This window comes from Falsirhodobacter sp. 20TX0035 (assembly GCF_028307215.1).
Lineage (GTDB): Bacteria > Pseudomonadota > Alphaproteobacteria > Rhodobacterales > Rhodobacteraceae > Falsirhodobacter.
Map to the genome: position 1 here is coordinate 37,869 of NZ_JAQMHV010000016.1, position 22,318 is coordinate 60,186.

A 22,318-nucleotide genomic window follows, 5' to 3' on the forward strand; every position below is an offset into this window, starting at 1 on the left:
GGCCTAGCGCCCCGTTTCCTTTTTCAACGCGTCGATGCGTTCGCTGGCCTGCGCCTTGGTCAACGTGTCGTCGAATTCGGCATTGGCTTCCTCGCTCAACGTCTTGAGGTAGCTGGCCTGCGCGCCGGTCATCGGCTCGTCGCCCGTCACCCAATCGTCGGGGTTCTTTTCAGCGTTGCCGGTGGGGTGGGATTTCGGATTGTCCATGATGCCCTCGTGTTCATCGAATGTTCACCAACCCGGCCGGGCGGAAAAGGTTCCGCCCTGGCCCTGTCACCCTTGGGTCAGATCAACTTGCCCATGGCCACCGCGGTGTCCGACATGCGGTTGGAGAAGCCCCATTCGTTGTCGTACCACGTCAGGATGCGCACCATCCGGCCTTCCATGACACGCGTCTGGTCCATGTGGAAGATGGACGAACGCGGATCGTGGTTGAAGTCGGTGCTGACGTTGGGCGCGTCGGTGTAGCCGAGAATGCCCTTCAGGCGCCCGTCGGCGGCCGTGCGGATCGCGGTGTTGATCTCCTCCACCGTGGTGTCGCGGGCGGCCTCAAACACGAAGTCCACGACTGACACGTTCGGCGTAGGCACGCGGATGGCGACGCCGTCCAGCTTGCCCTTCAGCTCCGGCAGCACCAGACCCACGGCCTTGGCCGCGCCGGTGGAGGTCGGGATCATTGACAGGGCCGCCGCGCGGGCGCGGTAGAGGTCCTTGTGCATCGTGTCCAGCGTCGGCTGATCGCCGGTGTAGGAGTGGATGGTCGTCATGAACCCCTTGGAGATGCCGATCGCGTCGTTCAGCACTTGCGCCACCGGCGACAGGCAGTTCGTCGTGCACGACGCGTTGGAAACGACCAGATCGTCCTTCGTCAGGCTGTCATGGTTCACGCCATAGACGATCGTCTTGTCGGCCCCGTCGGAGGGGGCGGAAACCAGCACGCGCTTTGCGCCGCTTTCCAAGTGGATCTTCGCCTTCTCCTTGGCGGTGAAGATTCCGGTGCATTCCAGCACGACGTCCACATGGCCCCAGGGCAGTTCGGCGGGGTTCTTCAGGGCCGTCACCTGCATGGGGCCCCGGCCCGCGTCGATGGTGTCGGAGGTGGTGGTCACTTCGGACGGAAAACGACCGTGCACCGAATCGAAGCGCAGCAGGTGGGCGTTCGTTTCGACCGGACCCAGATCGTTGATGGCCACCACCTCGATGTCGGTGCGGCCGGATTCGATGATGCTGCGCAGCACGTTGCGCCCGATACGACCGAAGCCGTTGATGGCAACCTTGACAGACATGCGCTCTCTCCCAGTTAGCGTTGGCGCTAACATGGGGTCGAACGGCACAGGTGGCAAGGGTGACAGCCCCTCAGCGCCAGAATTGCAGCCAATCGATCAGCTTCACGAAGCGCCGCATCAGGAAGGGCACGCCCCCCAGATCCAGCGCCAGATCAAGGCAAATGGCCGCGGTGATCACCGCGGCCAGCCAAAGTGCAATCCTGTTCGTCACGTCCGCCCCTTTTCAGTGAAGGAGGCGCCCCATCGCGGCGGCCACGTCGGCCATGCGGCAGGAGAAACCCCATTCGTTGTCATACCAGGCCAGAACGCGGACGGTGCGTCCGCCGATCACCTTGGTCTGGTCCGGGGCGAAGATAGACGAGAACGGCGTGTGGTTGAAGTCGATCGAGACCTTGGGTTCGGGATCGTAGGACAGCACGCTGCCCATGGCGCCGGCGGCGGCCTCGGCCACCACGGCGTTCACGTCGGCCACGGTCACGTCCTTGCTGGCCACGAAGGTCAGGTCCACGGCGGACACGTTGGGCGTGGGCACGCGGATGGCGGACCCGTCCAGCTTGCCCTTCAACTCGGGCAGAACCTCGGACAAGGCCTTGGCCGCGCCGGTGGAGGTGGGGATCATCGCCATGGCCGCGGCGCGCGCGCGGTACAGGTCGTCATGGCGACGGTCCAGCGTCGGCTGGTCACCAGTGTAGGAATGGATCGTGGTCATGATGCCCGATTCGATCCCGATCGCGTCGTTCAGCACCTTGGCCAGCGGCGCGAGGCAGTTCGTCGTGCAGGAACCGTTCGACACCAGCTTATCCGAGATCAGGAGGTCGCGGTCGTTCACGCCGTAGACCACGGTGCGATCCACGTTCTTGGCCGGGGCGGAGATCAGGACGGACTTCGCCCCACGCTCCATATGCGCCTTGGCCTTGGTGCCGTCGTTGAACTTGCCGGTGCATTCCAGCACGACGTCCACGCCGTCCCATTCCAGCGCGCCAAGGTCGTAGGTGGACATCATGCGGATCGGGCTGCCGCCCAGGTCCAGCATCCCGTCCTTTACCCGCACCGTGCCGGGGAAGCGGCCATGGACCGAGTCGTATTTCAGCAGGTGCGCGTTCGTTTCCACCGGCCCGGTCGCGTTCACGGCCACCACCTGAATGTCGTTCCGGCCCGATTGCGCGATATGCGCCAGCGTGCAGCGCCCGATCCGTCCGAAACCGTTGATGCCAACCGTGATGGTCATGAACCCGATCCTTTTACGATGTTGTCGGGAATGTAGGATGTTCAGCCGCCGAACGAAAGCAAAAATCGAACGTTTTCAATATGTTAACGCAAACATGGGCGATTGCGCTAACGGCTTGCTTGCCCCGGCCGAACCCCCGGGCCAGATAAGGCGAAGGAATTTCACAAGGGTATCAAGGTCATGAGCGGACTTCTCGCATTGCTGGACGACGTGGCGGGCATCGCCAAGGTGGCGGCGGCCTCGGTCGACGACATCGCGGCGGCGGCCGGCAAGGCGGGCACCAAGGCAGCCGGGGTGGTCATCGACGACACCGCCGTGACACCACGCTACGTCACGGGAATCGACGCCTCGCGCGAATTGCCGATGATCGGACGGATCGGGCTGGGGTCGCTGAAGAACAAGATCCTGATCCTGCTGCCAGCCTTGTTGATCCTTCAGACGTTCCTGCCTTGGGTGATCACGCCCCTTCTGATGATCGGGGGCGCCTATCTGGCCTACGAGGGGGCGGAGAAGGTGCTCCACATGGTGGCTCCCGGATCGGACGCCAAGGCCGACGCCGACCACACCCCCCGCGATCCCGCCAAGCTGGAGGAGCAAAAGGTCGCCGGCGCGATCAAGACCGACTTCATCCTGAGCGCCGAGATCATGACCATCGCGCTGAGCCAGATCGAGAACGACAGCCTGTGGGTCGAGGCGATCGCCCTGGCCGTCGTGGGCATCGCGGTGACGCTGGGCGTCTATGGCGCCGTGGCCCTGCTGGTGAAGATCGACGACATCGGGCTGGGGATGGCAAAACGTTCGCCGGGGATGCGCGGCTTCGGGATGGCGCTGGTGCGCGGGATGCCGAAGTTCCTTTCGGCGCTGGCCTTCATCGGAACGCTGGCCATGCTGTGGGTGGGCGGGAACATCCTGACCCATGGGCTGCATGAAACCGTCTGGGCCGCCCCGTACGAGACGATCCACCACTGGGCGGAAGCGGTCGCGGGCGCCGTTGGGGTCGCGCATGGCTTTGTGGTGTGGCTGGTGGCGGCGATCTGCGACGGGATCATCGCGCTGGTGGTGGGCGGCCTGATCGTGGCCGTTACGCACCCCTTCATGAAAAAGGCCGCCCACTAGGGGCGGCCTTCGAAGGTCACAGAAGCGACTTCACCTTTTCGACCGTCGCCTCGGCCGTGATCCCGAACTCCTGATACAGGCGCTCGGCGGGGGCGGAGGCGCCGAAGCCGGTCATGCCGATGAAGCCGGCCTTCTTCTCGGTTCCACGCTCTCCCAACAGCCAGCGGTCCCACGGCATGCGGACGCCCGCCTCGATCGCGACGCGGACGGGGCCGGGGGGCAGGACCTTGCGGCGGTAGGCCTCGTCCTGCTGGGCGAAGATCTCCATGCACGGGACAGAGACGACGCGGGTGCCGATGCCCTGGGCTTCCAGCATCTCGCGCGCCTTCATGGCGATGGCGACCTCGGTCCCCGTGGCCATCAGGATCACCTGACGCTTGCGGGTGGATTCCGCAAGGATGTAGGCGCCCTGTGCCGTCAGGTTGCGCTGCGTGTGGGTGGTGCGGACCGTCGGCACGCCCTGACGCGACAACGCCATGACGGACGGCGTGGTCTTTGTCGTCAGCGCCAGCTCCCACGCCTCGGCCGCTTCCACGGCGTCAGCGGGGCGGAACACCCAGGTGTTGGGGGTGGAGCGGGAGATGGTCAGGTGTTCGACCGGCTGGTGGGTCGGGCCGTCTTCACCCAGACCGATGGAGTCGTGGGTCATCACGAACACGCTCGGGATGCCCATCAGCGCCGCCAGACGCATCGACGGACGGGCATAGTCGGTGAAGGCCATGAACGTGCCGCCATAGGCGCGCAGCCCGCCATGCAGCGTGATGCCGTTGATCGCCGCGGCCATGCCGTGTTCGCGGATGCCGTAATAGACGTAGCGACCTTTCGGCGTGTCGATGTCGAAGACGCCCATGTCGGCGGTCTTGGTGTTGTTCGATTTCGTGAGGTCGGCCGAACCGCCGATGGTTTCGGTGACGATCGGGTTGATCGCTTCCAGCGCCATTTCAGACGCCTGACGGGTGGCCAGCTTCGGCGCCTTTTCCGTGATCGTCTTCTTCAGCGCGCGGATCGCGGCGGGCAGACGCTTGGGCATGTCGCCCGCGACCTGACGCGCGAACTCTACCTGCTTGGCTTCGGACAGGGCGCCCAGACGGGCCTTCCACGCGGCATGGGTGGCGGCGCCCTTCTGGCCGATGGCCTCCCAGGCGGATTTCACGTCGGCCGGGATCTCGAACGGGCCATGGGCCCAGCCATAGGCGGTGCGGGTGTCCGCGATCAGCTTGGCGTCCGTCAGCGCGCCGTGACCCGTGGAGGTGTCCTGCGCCGAGGAGCCAAGCGCGATGTTCGTCGTGCAGGCCACCATCGCGGGGCGAGGCGAGGCCTTGGCGGCCGTGATCGCGCGGTCGATGTCGGCCGGATCATGGCCGTCGCATTCGAACACGTCCCACCCCGAGGCCGCGAAGCGCGCCTTCTGGTCCGTCACGTCCGACAGCGACACCTTGCCGTCGATGGTGATGTCGTTGTTGTCCCACAGAACGATCAGCTTCGACAGCTTCAGACGGCCGGCAAGGCCGATGGCCTCCTGGCTCACGCCCTCCATCAGGCAGCCGTCGCCGGCGATGACATAGGTGAAGTGATCGACGATCTTCTTGCCCCAGCGGGCGTTCAGATGCGCCTCGGCGATGGCGAAGCCGACCGAGGTGGCCAGGCCCTGGCCCAGCGGGCCGGTCGTCATCTCGATCCCGCCGGCATGGCCGTATTCGGGATGGCCCGCCGTGATGGCGCCCCACTGGCGGAAGTTCTTGATCTGCTCCAGCGTCATGTCGGCATAGCCGGTCAGGTGCAGCAAGGAATACAGCAGCATCGAACCGTGGCCGGCCGACAGGATGAAGCGGTCGCGGTCGGGCCATTGCGGATCGGCGGCGTCGAACTTCATGTGCTTTTCGAACAGCACGGTCGCAACGTCGGCCATGCCCATGGGCATGCCGGAATGGCCGGAATTTGCGGCCGCGACCGCGTCCAGCGTCAGGGTGCGGATGGCGACGGCTTTCGACCAGTGCTCGGGGTGCTCTCGGCGCAGGGTGGGAAGATCCAAAGCGCGCGCTCCTTTTGTTCGATGGGATGGGTTGTCCATATCAGCCGGGGCGGCAAGATCAAGCGCGCCGGGGGATTGGGGGGCTAAATCCCGCGTGGATACGCGCTACACTTGGTGAAAGACGGCGCGAACCTCGATTCGCGCAGAAAGAAGGAGGCTGGATGCAGGATCTGGTGGAGTTGGAGCGGCGGATTTCCCGCGCGCTGGAACGGATCGGAACGGCGGCCGAAGGGTTGCAGGGCAACGCGTCAGGATCGCGGGCGGTGGAGGAGGAGCGGGACGTCAACGCCCAGCTGGCCGAACGCCTGCGGGTCGTGAAGGAACGCTCCGCCGCCCGCATCGCGGCGCTGGAGGCTGAGGTGGCGAGCCTGACCGAACAGCTGGAGACCCTGCGTTCCGCCGCCGGAGAGTTGCACGAGCAGCTGTCCGAGATGCGGGGCGACACCTCGGCCGCCGAGGTGGAAAGCTTGCGCGCCCTGCGCGCGTCGGACCGGGCCGAACTGGACGCGGTGCTGGCGGCGCTGGTGCCGCATGTGACCAAGGCCGAAGGGGTGCAGCATGGCTGATCTGGACATCGTCATCGGCAACAAGACCTTCACTGTGGCCTGCCAGGACGGGCAGGAACAGTTCCTGCGGTCCGCCGCGCGGCAGCTGTCCGAACAGGCCGACGCGCTTCTGGCGCAGATCGGCCGGATGCCCGCGGACCGGATGCTGCTGATGGCCGGCCTGATGCTGGCCGACAAGACCATCACGATGGAGCAGGAGCTGACAAACACCCGTCACACCCTGCACGAGCTTCAGTCCCGTCCCGCCCCTCCGCCCGAACGGGTGGAGGTTCCGGTGATCCCGCCGGTGGTGGTGGAAACGATGGCCGAACTCGCTGCCCGGGCCGAGGCCGTGGCCGCCCGGATCGAGGAGCGCGCCGCATCATGAAGCGCGCCGCCCTGATCCTTTCGCTGCTGCTGCCCGTCGCGGCGCGGGCCGAAACGACGTTCGACAACGGCTCCTACACCTGCGATCGCGGTGTGCAGGTGCCCGTCACCTATGTGAACGCGGAGGATTTGTCGGTCGCAGTGCTGAACGTGGAAGGCAGCCAGATCACGTTGCAGGGGGAGACTGCCGCCTCGGGCGCGCGCTATGGCTGGCCGTCGGACGGTTCGCATTACGTCTGGTGGACGAAGGGGTCCGACGCGACGCTTCTGTGGCATGACGGAGAGAACGGGGAGGAGGCCGAACTGACCTCCTGCACCCGGAACTGAAAAAGCCCCGGGGAACCGGGGCTTCTCCTCATTCGGCGTTGGCCTGACGGATCTTGTCCGCCGCCTCCTGATCGAAGGCGATGCCCTGGTTGGCGAACAGGGTGTCCAGTTCGCCCGACAGCGTCATCTCGGTGATGATGTCGCAGCCCCCGACGAATTCACCCTTCACATACAGCTGCGGGATCGTCGGCCAGTCCGAAAAGTCCTTGATTCCCTGACGCAGTTCCGGGTCCGCCAGAACGTTCACGTCCTTGAACGCCACGCCCATGTAGTTCAGCACGCCCGCGACGCGGCTGGAAAAGCCGCATTGCGGCATCTGCGCCGTGCCCTTCATGAACAGCACGACGTCGTTCTGGTTGATCGTTTCGCGGATCTGGTCTTGTGCGGTCATCTGGAAATCCTTTCAGCGCGCCAGCGGTCGTATCTGCGTTTGCGTGGCCAGTAGCTGCCACCGTATTTCAGGAAGCCCACGATGTCGGGGCACATGCGGAAACGGGCGAACGGGGGAAGATCGCGGATCACCAGAAGCGCGGTCTTTGCCCCGGCGCCCCGCATCACGGCGCCTTGGTGGTCAGCGCGAGGGCGTGCAGCTCGCCGTTCGATCCGTCCATCTTGCCCTTCAGGCTGGCATAGACGGCCCGCTGCTGCTGCACGCGGTTCATGCCCTTGAAGCTTTCGTCCACCACCTCGGCCGCCCAGTGATTGCCGTCGCCGGCAAGGTCGGTGATGGTGATCTTGGCGTCCGGGAAACCTTCCCGGATCAGGGCTTCGATGTCTTGGGCTTCCATGGGCATGGGAATGTCCTTTGGCTGGTCCCCCCTGATGTAGCCCCGCCCCCTGCCATGCGCAAGAAGGCGGGGCCGGGGATCAGGCGACGGCGGCTTCGAAGGCCGAACGGTAAAGGGCGGATAGTTCGGCCAGCGGCGCCTGCGCCTCGTCGAAGCGCACGGTGTCGCCGCCGAAGGTGCCCGCCACGTCCAGCCAGACGCCGGCCTTGTCCGCCGCCGCCTTCAGCGCGTGGATGTCCGACGGGTCGATCGCCACCAGATACCGGGCCTGATCCTCTCCGAACAGGGCGCCCGTCTGTGCGAAGGAGATGTCGAGACCGAGACCCGCACCCTCCGCCATCTCGAACGCCGCGAGGGCAAGGCCCCCATCCCCGAGGTCCGTTGCCGCGTTGAACAGGGCGCGGTTGGCGCGCAGGAACTCGCCATGGCGGCGTTCCATCTCAAGGTCGACATGGGGGGCGTCGCCATCTTCGCGGCCCAGAAGTTCAGCCAGAACGGCGGACTGGCCCATGTGGCCGGTCGTCTGGCCGATCACCACGATCAGGTCGCCGTCCAGCGGCTGGCCCGCGATCAGTTCGTCCAGCGTCAGGATGCCCACGGCGCCGATGGTCGGCGTCGGCAGAATGCCCTGACCGTCGGTTTCATTGTAAAGCGACACGTTGCCCGACACGATGGGCATGTCGAGGGCAATGCACGCCTCGCCGATGCCCTGGATTGCGCCGACGAACTGGCCCATGATCTCAGGCTTTTCGGGGTTGCCGAAGTTCATGTTGTCGGTCGTGGCCAGCGGCTTGGCGCCGACCGCGGTCAGGTTGCGATAGGCTTCGGCCACGGCCTGACGGCCGCCCTGCACGGGGTTCGCCTTGACGTAGCGCGGGGTCACGTCGGAGGTGAAGGCCAGCGCCTTGTTGGTGCCATGCACCCGGATCACGCCCGCGCCCAGACCCGGCGCGCGGATCGTGTCGGCCATGACCATGCTGTCATACTGCTCGTAGACCCAAGCCTTGTGGGCATAGTTCGGGCTGCCGATCAGCGCCCGCAGTCCCTCGATCGGGTCGATCGCGGGAACCGGATCCATCGGCGCGGCGGCGGGCGTGGCCACCCACGGGCGGTCGTATTCGGGGGCCGAGGAGGACAGCTTCGACAGCGGAAGGTCGGCCTTCACCTCTCCGTTCAGCTGGATCAGGAAGCGGTCCTCGGGGATCGTCTCGCCCACGATGGCGAAGTCGAGGTCCCACTTCACGAAGATCGCGCGGGCCTCGTCCTCCATCTCGGGCTTCAGCACCATGAGCATGCGCTCCTGGCTTTCGGACAGCATCATCTCGTACGCGGTCATGTTCGTTTCGCGCTGCGGGACGTTCTCCAGATCCAGCCGGATGCCGAGCCCGCCCTTGTCGCCCATCTCCACCGCCGAACAGGTCAGACCGGCGGCCCCCATGTCCTGGATGGAGATGACGGCGCCCGAGGCCATGAGTTCAAGGCAGGCTTCCAGCAGACGCTTTTCGGTGAAGGGGTCGCCGACCTGAACCGTCGGGCGCTTCTCCTCGATCGTGTCGTCGAATTCCGCGGAGGCCATGGTGGCCCCGCCGACGCCGTCACGCCCCGTTTTCGCGCCCAGATACACCACCGGCATCCCCACGCCCGAGGCGGCGGAGTAGAAGATCGCGTCCGTGTCGGCCAGACCCGCGGCAAAGGCGTTGACCAGACAGTTGCCGTTGTAGGCCTTGTGGAAGCGGACCTCGCCCCCCACCGTGGGCACCCCGAACGCGTTGCCGTAGCTGCCGACGCCTTCCACCACGCCCTTCACCAGATGGGAGGTCTTGGGGTGCGACGGCACGCCGAAGGACAGCGCGTTCATCGCCGCCACGGGGCGCGCGCCCATGGTGAACACGTCGCGCAGGATGCCACCTACGCCAGTGGCAGCACCTTGATGCGGCTCGATGTACGAAGGGTGGTTGTGGCTCTCCATCTTGAAGATGACCGCCTGACCGTCGCCGATATCGACCACGCCCGCATTCTCGCCGGGGCCGCAGATCACCTGCGGGCCGGTGGTGGGCAGGGTGCGCAGCCATTTCTTCGAGGACTTGTAGGAGCAGTGCTCGTTCCACATCGCGCTGAAGATGCCGAGTTCGGTGAACGTCGGCTCGCGCCCGATGATGTCGAGGATCCGGTCGTATTCTTCCGGTTTCAAACCATGGGCGGCGATCAGTTCGGGCGTGATGGTGGGCTCGGACATGGCTTCCTCGGGCGCTGGGGATTTGGCCCGCGTCATAAGGCGAAAGCCGCGTTTAGGGAAGGCACGAAAAAAAAGCCGGGCATAAGCCCGGCCCAAGTCCAACAGGGAGGTATGAAGTTGACGATCATGGACCGCCATCTTCAGAAGCCGATTTAAGAACGTGGTGCCTGTTTCGCAAGCAGATTAAGAACGATCGAACGCATACCTGCCATGCAGGAAGCGCATATTAGCTGTCCTGAAGCTTCTTGCGGTAGGCGATGATCTCTTCCGTGATGAAGTCGCGGAAGGCGGCCACGCGCTTGGAATGGCGCAACTCCTCGGGATAGGCGAGGAAGACAGGCACGTCGTTCGACGACACCTCGGGCAGCACGCGCACAAGATGGGGGAATTCGGCCGCGAGGTAGTCGGGCAGCACGCCGATCCCCAGATGGTTCAGCACCGCTTGCATCACCCCGAAGTAGTTGTTCACCGTCAGGGTGGAGGGGATGTCGTGGCTCATCAGCTCCGCGATGAGGGCGGCGCCGGCGCTGACCTGCGGGGTGCCCGCGTGCTGGCAGATCAGCCGGTGGCGGCTGAAATCGGCCATGGTCGTGGGCGTGCCGTGCTGCTCCAGATAATCGGGCGAGGCGTAAAGCTGCATCCGGATCGTCATCAGCCGCTTGCGGATCAGGTCGGCCTGCGACGGTTCCTTCATGCGGATGGCGACGTCGGCCTCGCGCATGGGCAGGTCCAGCACCCGCTCCTCCAGCATGAGGTCGATCTTCAGCGCGGGATACTTCTTGTAAAGGTTCACCAGCCGCGGGGCGAGCCACATGGTGCCCAGCCCGATGGTGGAGGTGACGCGCAACTCTCCGAAGACCTCATCCTCGCTGTCGCGGATGCGGGCGGCGGCGGCGTCCAGGCGCTTGGCCATGGCCGAGGTGGCGTCGAACAGCAGTTCGCCCTGTTCGGTCAGGATCAGGCCGCGGGCGTGCCGGTGGAACAGCGTGACGTTCAGGCTTTCTTCCAGCGCGCGGATCTGCCGGCTGACCGCCGACTGGGACAGGTGCAGCGTGTCCCCCGCATGCGTCAGGCTGCCCGCATCGGCAACCGCGTGAAAGATGCGAAGTTTGTCCCAGTCCATCATCGTTTCCTTGGCCTTGGCGTCCATCTAATCGCGGCATGGCAGAGTTGCAAACACAACATGGCTGGAAACCGCCCATGGACACCATGCGGCAAGACGACTAGCCATACCCCGTGATCGGACAGGGGAGGGATGCGATGGCCGTGGGCGTCTTCGATTCGGGGCTGGGCGGGCTGACGGTGCTGGACGCGCTGCAGCGTCGGTTGCCGCAGGTGCCCTTTGTCTATCTGGGCGACAACGCTCATGCGCCCTACGGCGTGCGCGACGCCGATGACATCTACGACCTGACCACCCGCGCCGTGGAACGGTTGTGGGCCGAAGGCTGCGATCTGGTGATCCTTGCCTGCAACACGGCCTCGGCCGCGGCGCTGAAGCGCATGCAGGAGACGTGGATCCCGCCGGAAAAGCGCGTCCTTGGCGTGTTCGTCCCGCTGATCGAGGCGCTGACCGAACGGCAATGGGGCGACAACACCCCCCCGCGCGAAGTGGCGGTGAAGCACGTCGCCCTGTTCGCCACCCCCGCCACCGTCGCGAGCCGCGCCTTCCAGCGTGAACTCGCTTTCCGAGCTATCGGCGTCGACGTGGAGGCGCAGCCCTGTGGCGGCGTGGTCGACGCGATCGAGGCGGGAGACGAGATCCTGGCCGAGGCTTTGGTGAAATCCCACGTGGAGGCGCTGCTGCGCCGGATGCCGCGCCCCGACGCCGCCGTTCTGGGCTGCACCCATTACCCGTTGATGGAAAAGGTGTTCCAGAAGGCGCTGGGATCTGACGTGGCGGTCTTTTCGCAGCCCAACCTCGTGGCGGCGGCGCTGGACGACTATCTGGCGCGGCGGCCCGAATTTCTTGGCGTGGGCACCGAAAGCCGCTATCTGACGACCGGCAACCCCGACAGCGTGTCCGCCCACGCCACGCAGTTCCTGCGGCGCGGCGTCCGGTTCGAGGCCGCCTGACCGATCGCCCGACAGAAAGGACATCCCATGACCCATCGCATCGCCATTCTTGGCGCTTCCGGCTACACGGGGGCGGAACTGGTCCGTCTGATCTCCACCCATCCGTCGATGCGGATCGTGGCGCTGTCGGGCGACCGCAAGGCCGGCATGGCCATGGCCGAGGTGTTTCCCTTCCTGCGCCATCTTGACCTGCCGAAGCTGCAGAAGATCGAGGAGATCGACTTTTCGAACGTCGATCTCGCGTTCTGCGCCCTGCCGCACGCGACCTCTCAGGCCGTGATCAAGGACCTGCCGCGCGACCTGAAGATCGTGGACCTGTCCGCCGACTTCCGACTGCGCGACCCGGCCGAGTATCAGAAGTGGTACGGTCAGCCTCACGCCGCCGAGGAGATGCAGAAGGAAGCCGTCTACGGCCTGACCGAGTTCTATCGCGATGAGATCCGGGCCGCGCGTCTGGTCGCCGGCACGGGTTGCAACGCGGCCACCGGCCAGTATGCCGTCCGCCCGCTCATCGAGGCGGGCGTGATCGACCTGGACGAGATCGTGATGGACCTGAAGGCCGGCGTGTCCGGCGCCGGGCGCAGCCTGAAGGAAAACCTGCTGCACGCCGAGCTGTCGGAAGGCACCAACGCCTACAGCGCCGGCGGCAAGCACCGCCACCTTGGCGAATTTGATCAGGAATTCTCGAAGCTCGCCGGTCGTCCGGTGCTGATCCAGTTCACGCCGCATCTGGTGCCGATGAACCGCGGGATCCTAGCCGACGTCTATGTGCGGGGGGAGCCTGCGGCGATCCACAAGGCACTGGCCGACCGTTACGCGGACGAGCCGTTCCTTCACGTCCTGCCCTTTGGCACGCTGCCCTCCAGCCATGACGTGCGCGGATCGAACCACGTGCACATCGGTGTGATCGGCGACCGCATCCCCGGACGCGCGCTGGTGGTTGCGACCCTCGACAACCTGTGCAAAGGGTCCAGCGGTCAGGCGATGCAGAACGCGAACCTGATGCTGGGGATCGAGGAAACGGCCGGATTGACGCTGGCCCCCGTCTTCCCCTGATCACGAGCCACCTTTGGGGACACCATGAAGGGTTTGAAAAAACGCCGGCGCATCCAGATCATTGCGCTGGCTTTCGTCGCCTTGTCGGCATCGACGGCGCTGGTCGGCTGGTCCATGCAGTCGGGCATCAACTTCTTCCGCTCTCCCAGCCAGGTGCTGAGTGATCCGCCCAAACCCGGCGAGGTCTTCCGCCTGGGTGGGCTGGTCGCCGAAGGCAGCCTGATCCGCGGGCAGGGGGAGGCGATCACCTTCAACGTGACGGACGGCGCCGTGCTGGTGCCCGCCCGCTACACGGGGGTGCTGCCGGACCTGTTCGGGGAAGGGGAGGGCGTGGTCGGCACCGGCAAGATGGAGGGCAACACCTTTGTCGCCACCGAGATCCTGGCCAAGCATGACGAGAATTACATGCCGAAGGAAGTGGTGGACGCATTGAAGGAACAAGGCGTCTACGAAGCTCCGAAATGAAAAGGACCGGCCCTTGGGCCGGTCCTTTGTCTTAGCGGGTTTCCAGATCCGTGTAATCGCGGCGCGCCGGGCCGGTGTAGAGCTGGCGCGGACGGCCGATCTTCAGCGACGGGTCCGAGATCATCTCTTTCCACTGGCTGATCCAGCCGACCGTGCGCGAGAGTGCGAAGATCGGGGTGAACATCGCCGTGGGGAAGCCCATCGCATCCAGGATGATGCCCGAGTAGAAGTCGACGTTGGGGTAGAGCTTCTTGGAGATGAAGTACTCGTCCTCCAGCGCGATCCGCTCCAGCTCCTTCGCCACTTGCAGCGTCGGGTTGTTGTGGATGCCCATGAGTTCGAGGACTTCGTCCGCCGACTCCTTCATGACCTTGGCGCGCGGGTCGAAGTTCTTGTAGACGCGGTGGCCGAAGCCCATCAGGCGGAAGGGGTCGTTCTTGTCCTTCGCACGCTCGATGAATTCGGGGATGCGGTCGACCGATCCGATCTCGCGCAGCATCTCCAGGCAGGCCTGGTTGGCGCCGCCATGGGCCGGGCCCCACAGGCAGGCGATGCCCGCCGCGATGCAGGCGAAGGGGTTCGCGCCGGACGATCCCGCCAGACGCACGGTGGAGGTCGACGCGTTCTGCTCGTGGTCCGCATGCAGCAGCATGATGCGGTCCATCGCCTTGGCGAGGATCGGGTTCACCTCGTAGGGCTCCGCCGGGACCGAGAAGCACATGTGCAGGAAGTTCGATGCGTAATCCAGATCGTTGCGCGGATACACGAAGGGCTGGCCGATCGCGTATTTGTAGGCCATCGCGGCGATGGTCGGCAGCTTGGCGATCAGGCGGAACGAGGCCACCTCGCGCTGGTGCGGGTCGGTGATGTCGGTGCTGTCGTGATAGAAGGCCGACATGGCGCCCACGACGCCGACCATGGTCGCCATCGGGTGCGCGTCGCGGCGGAAGCCGCGGAAGAAGTTGTGCATCTGTTCATGCACCATCGTGTGACGCGTGACGGTGGTGCGGAACTCCTCCATCTGCGCCTTGGACGGCAGATCGCCGTACAGCAGCAGATAGCACACCTCAAGGAAGCAGGACTGTTCGGCCAGCTGCTCGATCGGGTAGCCGCGGTGCAGCAGTTCGCCCTTGTCGCCGTCGATGAAGGTGATCGCGCTGTCGCAGGACGCGGTGGAGGTGAAGCCGGGATCATAGGTGAACACGTCCAGCTCGCCATAGAGCTTGCGGATGTCGAGCACGTCCGGGCCGGCCGTCGGGCTGCGGACCGGAAGGTCCACGGTCTTGTCGCCGAAGGTCAGTGAGGCGCTTTTCGTCATAGGGTCATCCCTCTCCAGTCACGGAGGGACGAAATCGGCCCCCCAAACATCTTGCGGGGCCGCGGGGCGCAATTCAAGCGGCGTCCCGAAGTCGCGCGATCGTTTCGTCCCGACCGATGGCCAGCATCATGTCGTAGACGCTTGGCGTCGCGGTCCGTCCGGCCAGTGCAGCGCGGATCGGGGCGGCCAGCTTGCCGAATCCCAGACCCCGTTCCTCCGCAAAGCCGGTCAGACGCGGCTCCAATTCCTCTTTGGTCCAGCTAGCATCCGCCAGCCGCTCCGTCAAATCTTTCAGTATGCTACGGGATACAAGGTCCAGCGCCGCCTCCGCCTTTTCGTCCCGTTCGACGGGACGGGAGACGAGGGCGAACCGTCCCTTTTCCAGCAGCTCCGGGAAGGTCTTGGCGCGGTCCTTCAGTGCGGGCATCGCGGCCAGCAGGCGTTCGCGCTGGATGCCATTCAGCGCCGGCTGGCCGCTGGCCGCAAGGAACGCCTCCAGTTCCGCCATCAGCGCCGTATCGTCCATCATGGCGATGTGCTGGCCGCAGGTGTGTTCCAGTTTCTTGAAGTCCAGCCGGGCCGGGGCGCGGCCGATGCCGGGCAGGTCGAACCACTCCTTCGCCTGTTCGGTCGTGAAGATCTCGTCGTCGCCATGGCTCCACCCCAGCCGGGCAAGGTAGTTGCGCATCCCGGCGGCGGGGTAGCCCATCACCTGATACTCCTCCACCCCGAGGGCGCCGTGGCGCTTGGACAGCTTCTTGCCGTCGGCGCCGTGGATCAGCGGGATGTGCGCCCAGACGGGAACGGTCCAGCCCATCGCGTCATACACCATTTGCTGGCGCGCGGCGTTGTTCAGGTGGTCGTCGCCGCGGATCACGTGGGTCACCTCCATGTCGTGATCGTCCACCACCACGGCCAGCATGTAGGTGGGCGTGCCGTCCGACCGCAGGATGACCATGTCGTCCAGCGTGTTGTTGCGGAAGGTGACCTCGCCCTGCACCTCGTCGGCGATCACCGTGCTGCCCTCGCGCGGGGCCTTCATGCGGATCACGAAGGGGCCGTCGGGATGGTCCATCCGGTCGCGCCATGGGCTCTGGAACAGGGTGGAACGCCCCTCGGCGCGCGCGGCCTCGCGGAAGGCCTCGATCTCCTCCTGGGTGGAGAAGCACTTGTAGGCCGCCCCCTTGGCCAGCATCTCGTGCGCGACGTCGGCGTGGCGGTCCTTGCGGTCGAACTGGCTGACCACCTCGCCGTCCCAGTCGAGGCCGAGCCAGGTGAGGCCCTTCAGGATCGCCTCCGTCGCTTCGGGGGTGGACCGTTCGCGGTCCGTATCCTCGATCCGCAGCAGGAACTTGCCGCCGCGCCCGCGAGCGTACAGCCAATTGAAGAGCGCCGTCCGTCCGCCGCCGATGTGCAGATAGCCGGTGGGGGAGGGGGCGAAGCGGGTGACGATGGGGGTCATGAGGGGCGCCTTGTTAACGTTCTGGAAACCATGCCCGTGCAAGGTTTGTCGCCCCAGTGATTAGGCAATCGAGGCATGAAGGACAAGCTTGTCGCCCCCCTTGTCGCCCTGTCCGGGATGGGCGGGGCGCTGTTCCCGCTGCTTCCGGTCTTTCTGGGCATGGGAATCGCCCTGTGGTTCGCCCTTCCGCGCGATCCGTCGGCGCTGGGCTATGCCTTGGCCGGTGGTGTCCTTCTGTGCCTGACGGCGGTGGCCCTTCGCGGCCCGTTCTGGTGCCGGGTTCCGGCCTGGGGGCTCGTGGCGCTGGTGGCGGGCTTTCTGCTGATCGGCCTGCGCGCTTGGGTGCAGGAGGCGCCCATCCTCGGCTTTCGCTATTACGGCGCGGTGGAGGGGCGGGTGGTGGAGATCGACCGGTCCTCGGGCGATGACCTGCGCCTGACGCTGGACCGTGTGGTGCTGGAGCGGACGGACCCCGCGCGCACGCCGGACAAGGTCCGCGTGTCCCTTCACGGCGACCAGCCGTTCTTTGCGCCGGAGCCGGGGGCCCGGGTAATCCTGACCGCGCACCTGTCCGCCCCGATGCCGCCGACGGAGCCGGGCGGCTTCGACTTCCGTCGCATGGCGTTTTTCCAGCGGCTGGGGGCCATCGGCTACACCAGCACCCCCGTCCTGACCCTGACGGAGCCGGAGCCTTCGGCCCGCCTTGTCGGGCGGATGCGGGCGTGGCTGTCCGAAGGCGTCACCTCGCGCATTGACGGGCAGGCGGGGGCCTTTGCCGCGGGCGCGGTCACCGGCGACCGGTCGGCGATCACCCAGGATACGGTGGAGGCGCTGCGCGATTCCAACCTGTCGCATCTTCTGGCCATCTCGGGGATGAACCTCGCGTTTCTGGTGGGCTTCACCTTCGCCATCCTGCGCTATGGCCTTGCGCTGATCCCGTGGGTGGCGCTGCGGCTGGACACGAAGAAGATCGCGGCCGTGGCCTCTCTGGGTGTGGCGGGGTTCTACCTTGCACTATCGGGCGGCAACGTCGCGACGGAGCGGGCCTTCATCATGTCCGCCATCATGCTGGGCGCCATTCTGGTGGAGCGTCGGGCGATGTCCATGCGGACGGTGGCGCTGTCGGCCCTGATCCTTCTGGCCCTTCAGCCCGAGGCGCTGGTGAACGCGGGCTTCCAGATGTCCATGGCCGCCACGGCGGCGCTGGTCTGGGGCTTCGGGATCGTGGACCGCCTGACCTTTCGCCAGACGTTGCCGCGCTGGACGGTTCCGGTCTACACCGCGCTTCTGTCCTCGGTGATCGGGGGGCTGGCGACGGGGCCGATCGCGGCGGCGCAGTTCAACCGCTTCGCGGAATTCGGGCTGCTGGCCAACCTGCTGACGGTGCCGGCGATGGGCACGCTGATCATGCCCGGCGCGGCGATCGCGGCGCTGCTGGGGCCGTTCGGCCTGCCGCAGCCCGGCCTGTGGCTGATGGAGCTGGGCGCGCGCTGGATCCTGATCGTGGCGCATTGGGTGGCGGGCTGGAAGGGTGCGGTCATCGGCGTTCCGTCGCCTCCGCCGGCGGTGATGCCGCTGATGATCCTGGGCGCCATCGGGATCATGGTCTGGCCGAACCGTTGGCGCGCGCTGGGCGCGGTGCCGATGGTCGCCGCCCTTGCGCTGTGGATCACGGCCAGCCGCCCACCTGTCCTTGTCAGCGGCGACGGGCTTCTGGTGGGCGTGATGGGGCCGGAAGGGAGGGTCCTGTCCCACCCCCGCGGCGGCCGTTTCGCCGCCGAGTCCTGGTTGCAGCGCGACGGCGATCTGGCCACTCAGGAGATTGCAGCCGCACAGGTGGGTTTTGAGGATCAGGGAGAGGTGCGGACGATCGACCTTGGCGGCGTGCGTCTGGCCCATCTGAAAGGCAAGGCCGCCGAAGGAAAGGTCGTGGAAGCCTGCGGGATCGCGGACATCGTCATCATGGACCGCGAGTTGAAGGAGGACGCACCGGCGGGCTGCGCCATCTACGACACGGCGGCCCTGCGCGATACGGGCGCGCTGTCCTTGCAGGTGGACGGAAACAGCCTGCGCGTCATCCCGACCTTGGGCGCGCGCAGACCCTGGGATCAGTAGTTGCGGATCAGGCCGACGAGGCGGCCCTGCACCTTGACCAGCGCCTCAGGCAGGATCCGCGTCTCAAACGCCGGGTTGGCGGCTTCAAGCGAGATCATGCCCCCCTTGCGGCGGAAGCGTTTCAGCGTCGCCTCATGCCCCTCGATGAGGGCGACCACGATGTCGCCGTTGTCGGCCGTGGTCTGCTGGCGGATGATGACGGTGTCGCCGTTGTTGATCCCGGCCTCGATCATCGAATCGCCTTCGACCGTCAGCGCGTAATGCTGCCCACGCCCTGCGATCATCGATCCCGGCACGGCCACATGGTGGGTGATGTTCTGGATCGCTTCCACGGGAATGCCCGCAGCGATCTTGCCCATCACAGGGATGTCCAGCGCGTCGATGGAGATGGGCATCGCCCCGGCGGGGGCAGCGGCGCGATCACCGTCGATCACCTTGGGGGTGAAGCCGCGTTCCATCGCCTCGGGCAGCTTCACGATCTCGATCGCGCGGGCGCGGTGGGCCAGCCGGCGGATGAAGCCGCGCTCCTCCAGCGCCGTGATTAGGCGGTGGATTCCGGACTTCGACTTCAGGACCAGCGCTTCCTTCATCTCGTCGAACGAGGGGGGGACGCCGTCGCGTTCCGTACGCTCCCGGATGAAGGTGAGCAGTTCCATCTGCTTGCGCGTGAGCATGCGTTCCCCGTTTCTTAGGTTCCGCTCTTGTTCTGCCCGTGTTCACTATTTGTGTCAAGTGGTTGGTGGTCGGGATCGTGATAATCGTGCACGTTGCCCTGCCAGTCGGTGATCCGCCAGCGTCCGGCCCCCAGCGACTGCGCGTAATCCGCCGTCAATGGCACCTTGCCGTAACCCCCCGGAATGTCCAGCACATAGGTGGGGATGGCGATGCCGGACAGTTGCCCGCGCAGCGCCGCCATTAGCGTCTGACCCTCGGCGATGGTGGTGCGGAAGTGGCTGGTGCCGCGCGCCAGATCGCAGTGATGCAGGTAATAAGGCTTCACGCGGTTGCGGATCAGGCCGCGGAACAGGGCTGTCAGCGTATCCGCGTCGTCGTTGATGCCCCGCAGCAGGACCGATTGCGACAGAAGGGGAACGCCGGCGTCGGCAAGCCGGGCGAGTGCGCCCCGCGCCTCTTCCGTCAGTTCGGCCGGATGGTTGGTGTGCACGACCATATAGGTGGTGGAGCCGCGCAGCGCCTCCAGCAGTTCGGGCGTGATGCGGTGCGGGGCGACGACGGGGACGCGGGTGTGGAAGCGGATCACCTCCAGATGGGGCAGGGCGCGCAGGCGCGTCATCAGGCGGCCCAGACGGCGGGGAGACAGGACCAGCGGGTCGCCCCCGGTCAGGATCACCTCGTGGATCTGCGGATGATCGGCCAGATAGGACAGGATGGCGTCCAGCTCGGCCTCGGTCAGGGTGCCGTCCTCGCCCACCGTTTCGCGGCGGAAGCAGAAGCGGCAATAGACTTCGCAGGTCTGGGTGCTGTGCAGGATCACGCGGTCGGGATAGCGGTGGGTCAGCCCGTGGACGGGGCTGTAGGCATCGTCGCCGATGGGATCGTGCAACTCTTCGGGCCGGATGGTCAACTCGGCCGGGGTGGGCACGAACTGGGCGTCCACGCCGGGATCGGCCGCGTCGCGCATGGCGGCGGTCATGCGGATGCGGAACTGCTGCGCCACCTCCTCAAGCTCGGCCGTCGCTTCGGGAAGGCGTCCGTCGCGCACCAGATCGGACAGGTTTTCGGAGGCGCGGGAGGTCATGGCAGAGCCTTCTGTCAGCGGGTGGGGCCTTATGCCGCGCGCGGCGCACCCTTGCAATGTCCCATCCCGCCGCGCCATCCTGCGGCCATGCCCATTGCAACGGACCCCTCATGACGGATGAAAGCACCCCCGCCATCGGCCTGACCCTTCCGGAGGCGGAGGCCGCCCTTCTGCGGGACGCCTATTCCGAGGCGGATGTGATCCTGGAATATGGCGGCGGCGGGTCCACGCTTCTGGCGGCGGGCCTGCCGGGCAAGAGGGTGTTCTGCGTGGAGTCGGATCCCCTCTGGGCCGACAACCTGCGCGAGGCGTCGGCGGCGCTGCCATCCGTGCCCGCGCTGCATCATGTGGACATCGGGCGGGTGGGGGCCTGGGGGCGTCCGTTGACGCCGCGCCAGTGGCCGCGGTTTCATCTGTATCCGACGACCGTCTGGGATCGTCCGGACTTCGTTCATCCCGACGTCATCCTGATCGACGGTCTTCTGCGCCCCGCCTGCTTTGCCACCTGCGCTTTGCGGATCACGCGGCCGGTGATCGTGCTGTTCGACGATTACGTCCGGCGCCGTCCTTATCACGTGGTGGAGGAGATCCTGCGCCCCACGCTGATCGAGGGCCGGATGGCGGTGTTCGAGATGGTGCCCGGCCTTCTGGGTCCTTCCGACCTGACGCGCGTCCTTGGTATGTTCACACAGGTAAACTATGCCGGAGTTGCGTGATGGACACCCAGCGTCCGGTGGGGTTTAGTGGCGCCACATGCGACAAGAACGACGGGAAAGATGATGACGGATCGTAAGATTGCGATTGCAGGTATTGGTTATGTGGGTCTGTCAAACGCCGTGCTGCTGGCGCAGCACAACCGCGTCACCGCCGTGGACGTGAACGCCGACCGGGTGGCGATGCTGGAGCGGCGCGAATGCCCGATCGTCGATCGCGACCTGGAGGACTGGCTGGCCAACCGCGATCTGGATCTGCACGCCACACTGGACGCGAACGCCGCTTATGCCGATGCGGACTTCGTGATCGTGGCGACGCCCACGAATTACGACCCGGTGACGAACTTCTTCGACACCTCCTCGGTGGAGGCCGTGATCGCGGCGGTGATCGCCGTGAACCGGACGGCGACGATCGTGATCAAGTCCACGATCCCCGTGGGCTTCACGCAGGATGTCTCGGCCCGGCTGAACACGGATCAGGTGATCTTCAGCCCCGAATTCCTGCGCGAGGGCAGGGCGCTGCACGACAACCTCCACCCCTCGCGCATCATCGTGGGCGAGAAGTCGGCGCGGGCCGAGGAATTTGCTGCCCTTCTGGTGGAAGGGGCCGAGGACAAGGACGTCCCCGTCCTGTTCACCGGCGCGGCCGAGGCGGAGGCGGTGAAGCTGTTCGCCAACACCTATCTTGCCATGCGCGTCGCCTTCTTCAACGAGCTGGACAGCTACGCCCTCAGCCGTGGGCTGGCCACGCGCGAGATCATCGATGGCATCAGCCTGGATCCGCGGATCGGGGCCCATTACAACAACCCGTCCTTCGGCTATGGCGGGTATTGCCTGCCCAAGGACACGAAGCAGCTTCTGGCGAACTATTCCGAAGTGCCGCAGAACCTGATGCGCGCGATCGTGGACGCGAACCGCACGCGCAAGGACTTCATCGCCGACATGATCTTGGAAAAGAAGCCGCAGCGCGTCGGCATCTACCGGCTGGTGATGAAGGCGGGGTCCGACAACTTCCGCCAAAGTTCCATCCAAGGGATCATGAAGCGGATCAAGGCCAAGGGGATCGAGGTCGTGGTCTACGAGCCGGCGATGGCAGAGGATCGCTTCTTCGGCTCGCGGGTGGAGCGGGACGTCCAGACCTTCAAGCAGGAGTGCGATATCATCGTCGCGAACCGCATGCTGCCCGAGCTGGAAGACGTGGCAGGCAAGGTGTTCACGCGTGACCTGTTTGGCGGAGACTGACAGGCCGCAGTAAATACGCTGTAGAAACAGAAGGTTCCGTGAAAGTTTTGCGGAACCGTCATTTTCTCACTTGCGTCTTTTTGCGTGTGGGCCTAGATACCGCCTCACCGAAGCGGAGACGCTTGGGACGGAAGGCGGCGGACGGGAACGGAAGCTTGTTGACTGTGGAA

Annotated in this window: 24 protein-coding genes; 10 read left to right on the forward strand and 14 right to left on the reverse strand. The window is 65.8% G+C overall.

Annotated elements, in window-relative coordinates; all coding sequences use genetic code 11:
- Positions 1–3 precede the first annotated feature (3 nt).
- From PIJ50_RS14535 to gap (PIJ50_RS14550), 4 genes are all read right to left on the reverse strand, one after another.
- A complete protein-coding gene (locus PIJ50_RS14535; RefSeq protein WP_271976207.1) occupies positions 4–207 on the reverse strand; it encodes a DUF3072 domain-containing protein in 204 nt (67 codons plus the stop codon).
- A 77-nt stretch (positions 208–284) separates the two neighbouring features.
- The gene (gene gap / locus PIJ50_RS14540; protein ID WP_271976208.1) at positions 285–1,286 is read right to left on the reverse strand and encodes a type I glyceraldehyde-3-phosphate dehydrogenase; all 1,002 of its coding nucleotides are present in this window, start codon (positions 1,284–1,286) and stop codon (positions 285–287) included.
- A 70-nt stretch (positions 1,287–1,356) separates the two neighbouring features.
- Entirely contained in the window at positions 1,357–1,497 is a 141-nt protein-coding gene (locus PIJ50_RS14545; RefSeq protein WP_271976209.1) for a hypothetical protein, read from the reverse strand.
- Between the two features lie 12 nt (positions 1,498–1,509).
- Positions 1,510–2,514, reverse strand: a complete 1,005-nt coding sequence (gap, locus tag PIJ50_RS14550) for a type I glyceraldehyde-3-phosphate dehydrogenase (protein WP_271976211.1) — start codon at positions 2,512–2,514, stop codon at positions 1,510–1,512.
- 180 nt (positions 2,515–2,694) lie between these two features.
- Here gap (PIJ50_RS14550) and PIJ50_RS14555 point away from each other — a divergent pair, with 180 nt between their 5' ends.
- Positions 2,695–3,630, forward strand: a complete 936-nt coding sequence (locus tag PIJ50_RS14555; RefSeq protein WP_271976213.1) for a DUF808 domain-containing protein — start codon at positions 2,695–2,697, stop codon at positions 3,628–3,630.
- Between the two features lie 16 nt (positions 3,631–3,646).
- Here the strand turns inward: PIJ50_RS14555 and tkt are convergent, their stop codons facing one another.
- Entirely contained in the window at positions 3,647–5,662 is a 2,016-nt protein-coding gene (gene tkt / locus PIJ50_RS14560) for a transketolase (protein WP_271976214.1), read from the reverse strand.
- Between the two features lie 161 nt (positions 5,663–5,823).
- Here tkt and PIJ50_RS14565 point away from each other — a divergent pair, with 161 nt between their 5' ends.
- The 3 genes from PIJ50_RS14565 to PIJ50_RS14575 are packed head-to-tail and all read left to right on the forward strand — an operon-like array spanning position 5,824 to position 6,921.
- Positions 5,824–6,228, forward strand: coding sequence for a hypothetical protein (locus tag PIJ50_RS14565; RefSeq protein ID WP_271976216.1), 405 nt, complete (start codon positions 5,824–5,826; stop codon positions 6,226–6,228).
- On the forward strand, positions 6,221–6,595 hold the full coding sequence (locus tag PIJ50_RS14570; RefSeq protein WP_271976218.1) for a cell division protein ZapA: 375 nt from the start codon (positions 6,221–6,223) through the stop codon (positions 6,593–6,595). Before PIJ50_RS14565 ends, PIJ50_RS14570 begins: the two co-directional genes overlap by 8 nt.
- Complete coding sequence (locus PIJ50_RS14575; RefSeq protein WP_271976219.1) at positions 6,592–6,921, forward strand: MliC family protein; 330 nt, start codon at positions 6,592–6,594, stop codon at positions 6,919–6,921. The genes PIJ50_RS14570 and PIJ50_RS14575 overlap by 4 nt, the downstream gene beginning before the upstream one ends.
- A gap of 28 nt (positions 6,922–6,949) precedes the next feature.
- On the opposite strand, the gene grxD is transcribed toward PIJ50_RS14575, so the two are convergent.
- The 5 genes from grxD to PIJ50_RS14600 form a co-directional block, all read right to left on the reverse strand.
- Positions 6,950–7,312: a Grx4 family monothiol glutaredoxin gene (gene grxD / locus PIJ50_RS14580; RefSeq protein ID WP_271976221.1), complete on the reverse strand. Its 363-nt coding sequence runs from the start codon at positions 7,310–7,312 to the stop codon at positions 6,950–6,952.
- On the reverse strand, positions 7,309–7,476 hold the full coding sequence (locus PIJ50_RS14585) for a hypothetical protein (RefSeq protein WP_271976223.1): 168 nt from the start codon (positions 7,474–7,476) through the stop codon (positions 7,309–7,311). Before PIJ50_RS14585 ends, grxD begins: the two co-directional genes overlap by 4 nt.
- Positions 7,476–7,715: a BolA family protein gene (locus tag PIJ50_RS14590; protein ID WP_271976224.1), complete on the reverse strand. Its 240-nt coding sequence runs from the start codon at positions 7,713–7,715 to the stop codon at positions 7,476–7,478. The genes PIJ50_RS14585 and PIJ50_RS14590 overlap by 1 nt, the downstream gene beginning before the upstream one ends.
- A gap of 73 nt (positions 7,716–7,788) precedes the next feature.
- Positions 7,789–9,945: a phosphoribosylformylglycinamidine synthase subunit PurL gene (purL, locus tag PIJ50_RS14595; protein WP_271976225.1), complete on the reverse strand. Its 2,157-nt coding sequence runs from the start codon at positions 9,943–9,945 to the stop codon at positions 7,789–7,791.
- Positions 9,946–10,171: 226 nt separating this feature from the next.
- The gene (locus PIJ50_RS14600) at positions 10,172–11,068 is read right to left on the reverse strand and encodes a LysR family transcriptional regulator (protein ID WP_271976226.1); all 897 of its coding nucleotides are present in this window, start codon (positions 11,066–11,068) and stop codon (positions 10,172–10,174) included.
- Between the two features lie 137 nt (positions 11,069–11,205).
- On the opposite strand from PIJ50_RS14600, the gene PIJ50_RS14605 reads away from it, so the two are divergent.
- From PIJ50_RS14605 to ccmE, 3 genes are read left to right on the forward strand one after another with little or no spacing between them, the layout of a single operon-like run.
- Positions 11,206–12,018, forward strand: a complete 813-nt coding sequence (locus PIJ50_RS14605; protein ID WP_271976227.1) for a glutamate racemase — start codon at positions 11,206–11,208, stop codon at positions 12,016–12,018.
- Between the two features lie 27 nt (positions 12,019–12,045).
- Complete coding sequence (argC, locus tag PIJ50_RS14610; RefSeq protein ID WP_271976229.1) at positions 12,046–13,074, forward strand: N-acetyl-gamma-glutamyl-phosphate reductase; 1,029 nt, start codon at positions 12,046–12,048, stop codon at positions 13,072–13,074.
- Positions 13,075–13,098: 24 nt separating this feature from the next.
- Entirely contained in the window at positions 13,099–13,539 is a 441-nt protein-coding gene (ccmE, locus tag PIJ50_RS14615; protein ID WP_271976231.1) for a cytochrome c maturation protein CcmE, read from the forward strand.
- 31 nt (positions 13,540–13,570) lie between these two features.
- Here the strand turns inward: ccmE and gltA are convergent, their stop codons facing one another.
- Complete coding sequence (gltA, locus tag PIJ50_RS14620; RefSeq protein ID WP_271976232.1) at positions 13,571–14,857, reverse strand: citrate synthase; 1,287 nt, start codon at positions 14,855–14,857, stop codon at positions 13,571–13,573.
- 73 nt (positions 14,858–14,930) lie between these two features.
- Positions 14,931–16,319: a glutamate--tRNA ligase gene (gene gltX, locus PIJ50_RS14625; protein ID WP_271976234.1), complete on the reverse strand. Its 1,389-nt coding sequence runs from the start codon at positions 16,317–16,319 to the stop codon at positions 14,931–14,933.
- Between the two features lie 75 nt (positions 16,320–16,394).
- On the opposite strand from gltX, the gene PIJ50_RS14630 reads away from it, so the two are divergent.
- Positions 16,395–18,434, forward strand: coding sequence for a ComEC/Rec2 family competence protein (locus PIJ50_RS14630; RefSeq protein WP_271976236.1), 2,040 nt, complete (start codon positions 16,395–16,397; stop codon positions 18,432–18,434).
- Here PIJ50_RS14630 and lexA read toward each other — a convergent pair.
- Together lexA and PIJ50_RS14640 are read right to left on the reverse strand one after the other, a co-directional pair.
- Entirely contained in the window at positions 18,428–19,108 is a 681-nt protein-coding gene (gene lexA / locus PIJ50_RS14635) for a transcriptional repressor LexA (RefSeq protein ID WP_271976237.1), read from the reverse strand. The two genes, PIJ50_RS14630 and lexA, sit on opposite strands and share 7 nt — an antisense overlap.
- A gap of 14 nt (positions 19,109–19,122) precedes the next feature.
- Entirely contained in the window at positions 19,123–20,193 is a 1,071-nt protein-coding gene (locus PIJ50_RS14640) for a lysine-2,3-aminomutase-like protein (protein ID WP_271976239.1), read from the reverse strand.
- A 110-nt stretch (positions 20,194–20,303) separates the two neighbouring features.
- Between PIJ50_RS14640 and PIJ50_RS14645 the strand changes: the two genes are divergently transcribed.
- Together PIJ50_RS14645 and PIJ50_RS14650 are read left to right on the forward strand one after the other, a co-directional pair.
- Positions 20,304–20,909 (forward strand): hypothetical protein, encoded by a 606-nt coding sequence (locus PIJ50_RS14645; RefSeq protein WP_271976241.1) that lies wholly within the window; start codon positions 20,304–20,306, stop codon positions 20,907–20,909.
- A gap of 63 nt (positions 20,910–20,972) precedes the next feature.
- Entirely contained in the window at positions 20,973–22,148 is a 1,176-nt protein-coding gene (locus tag PIJ50_RS14650; protein ID WP_271976243.1) for a nucleotide sugar dehydrogenase, read from the forward strand.
- The last annotated feature ends 170 nt before the right edge of the window (positions 22,149–22,318 follow it).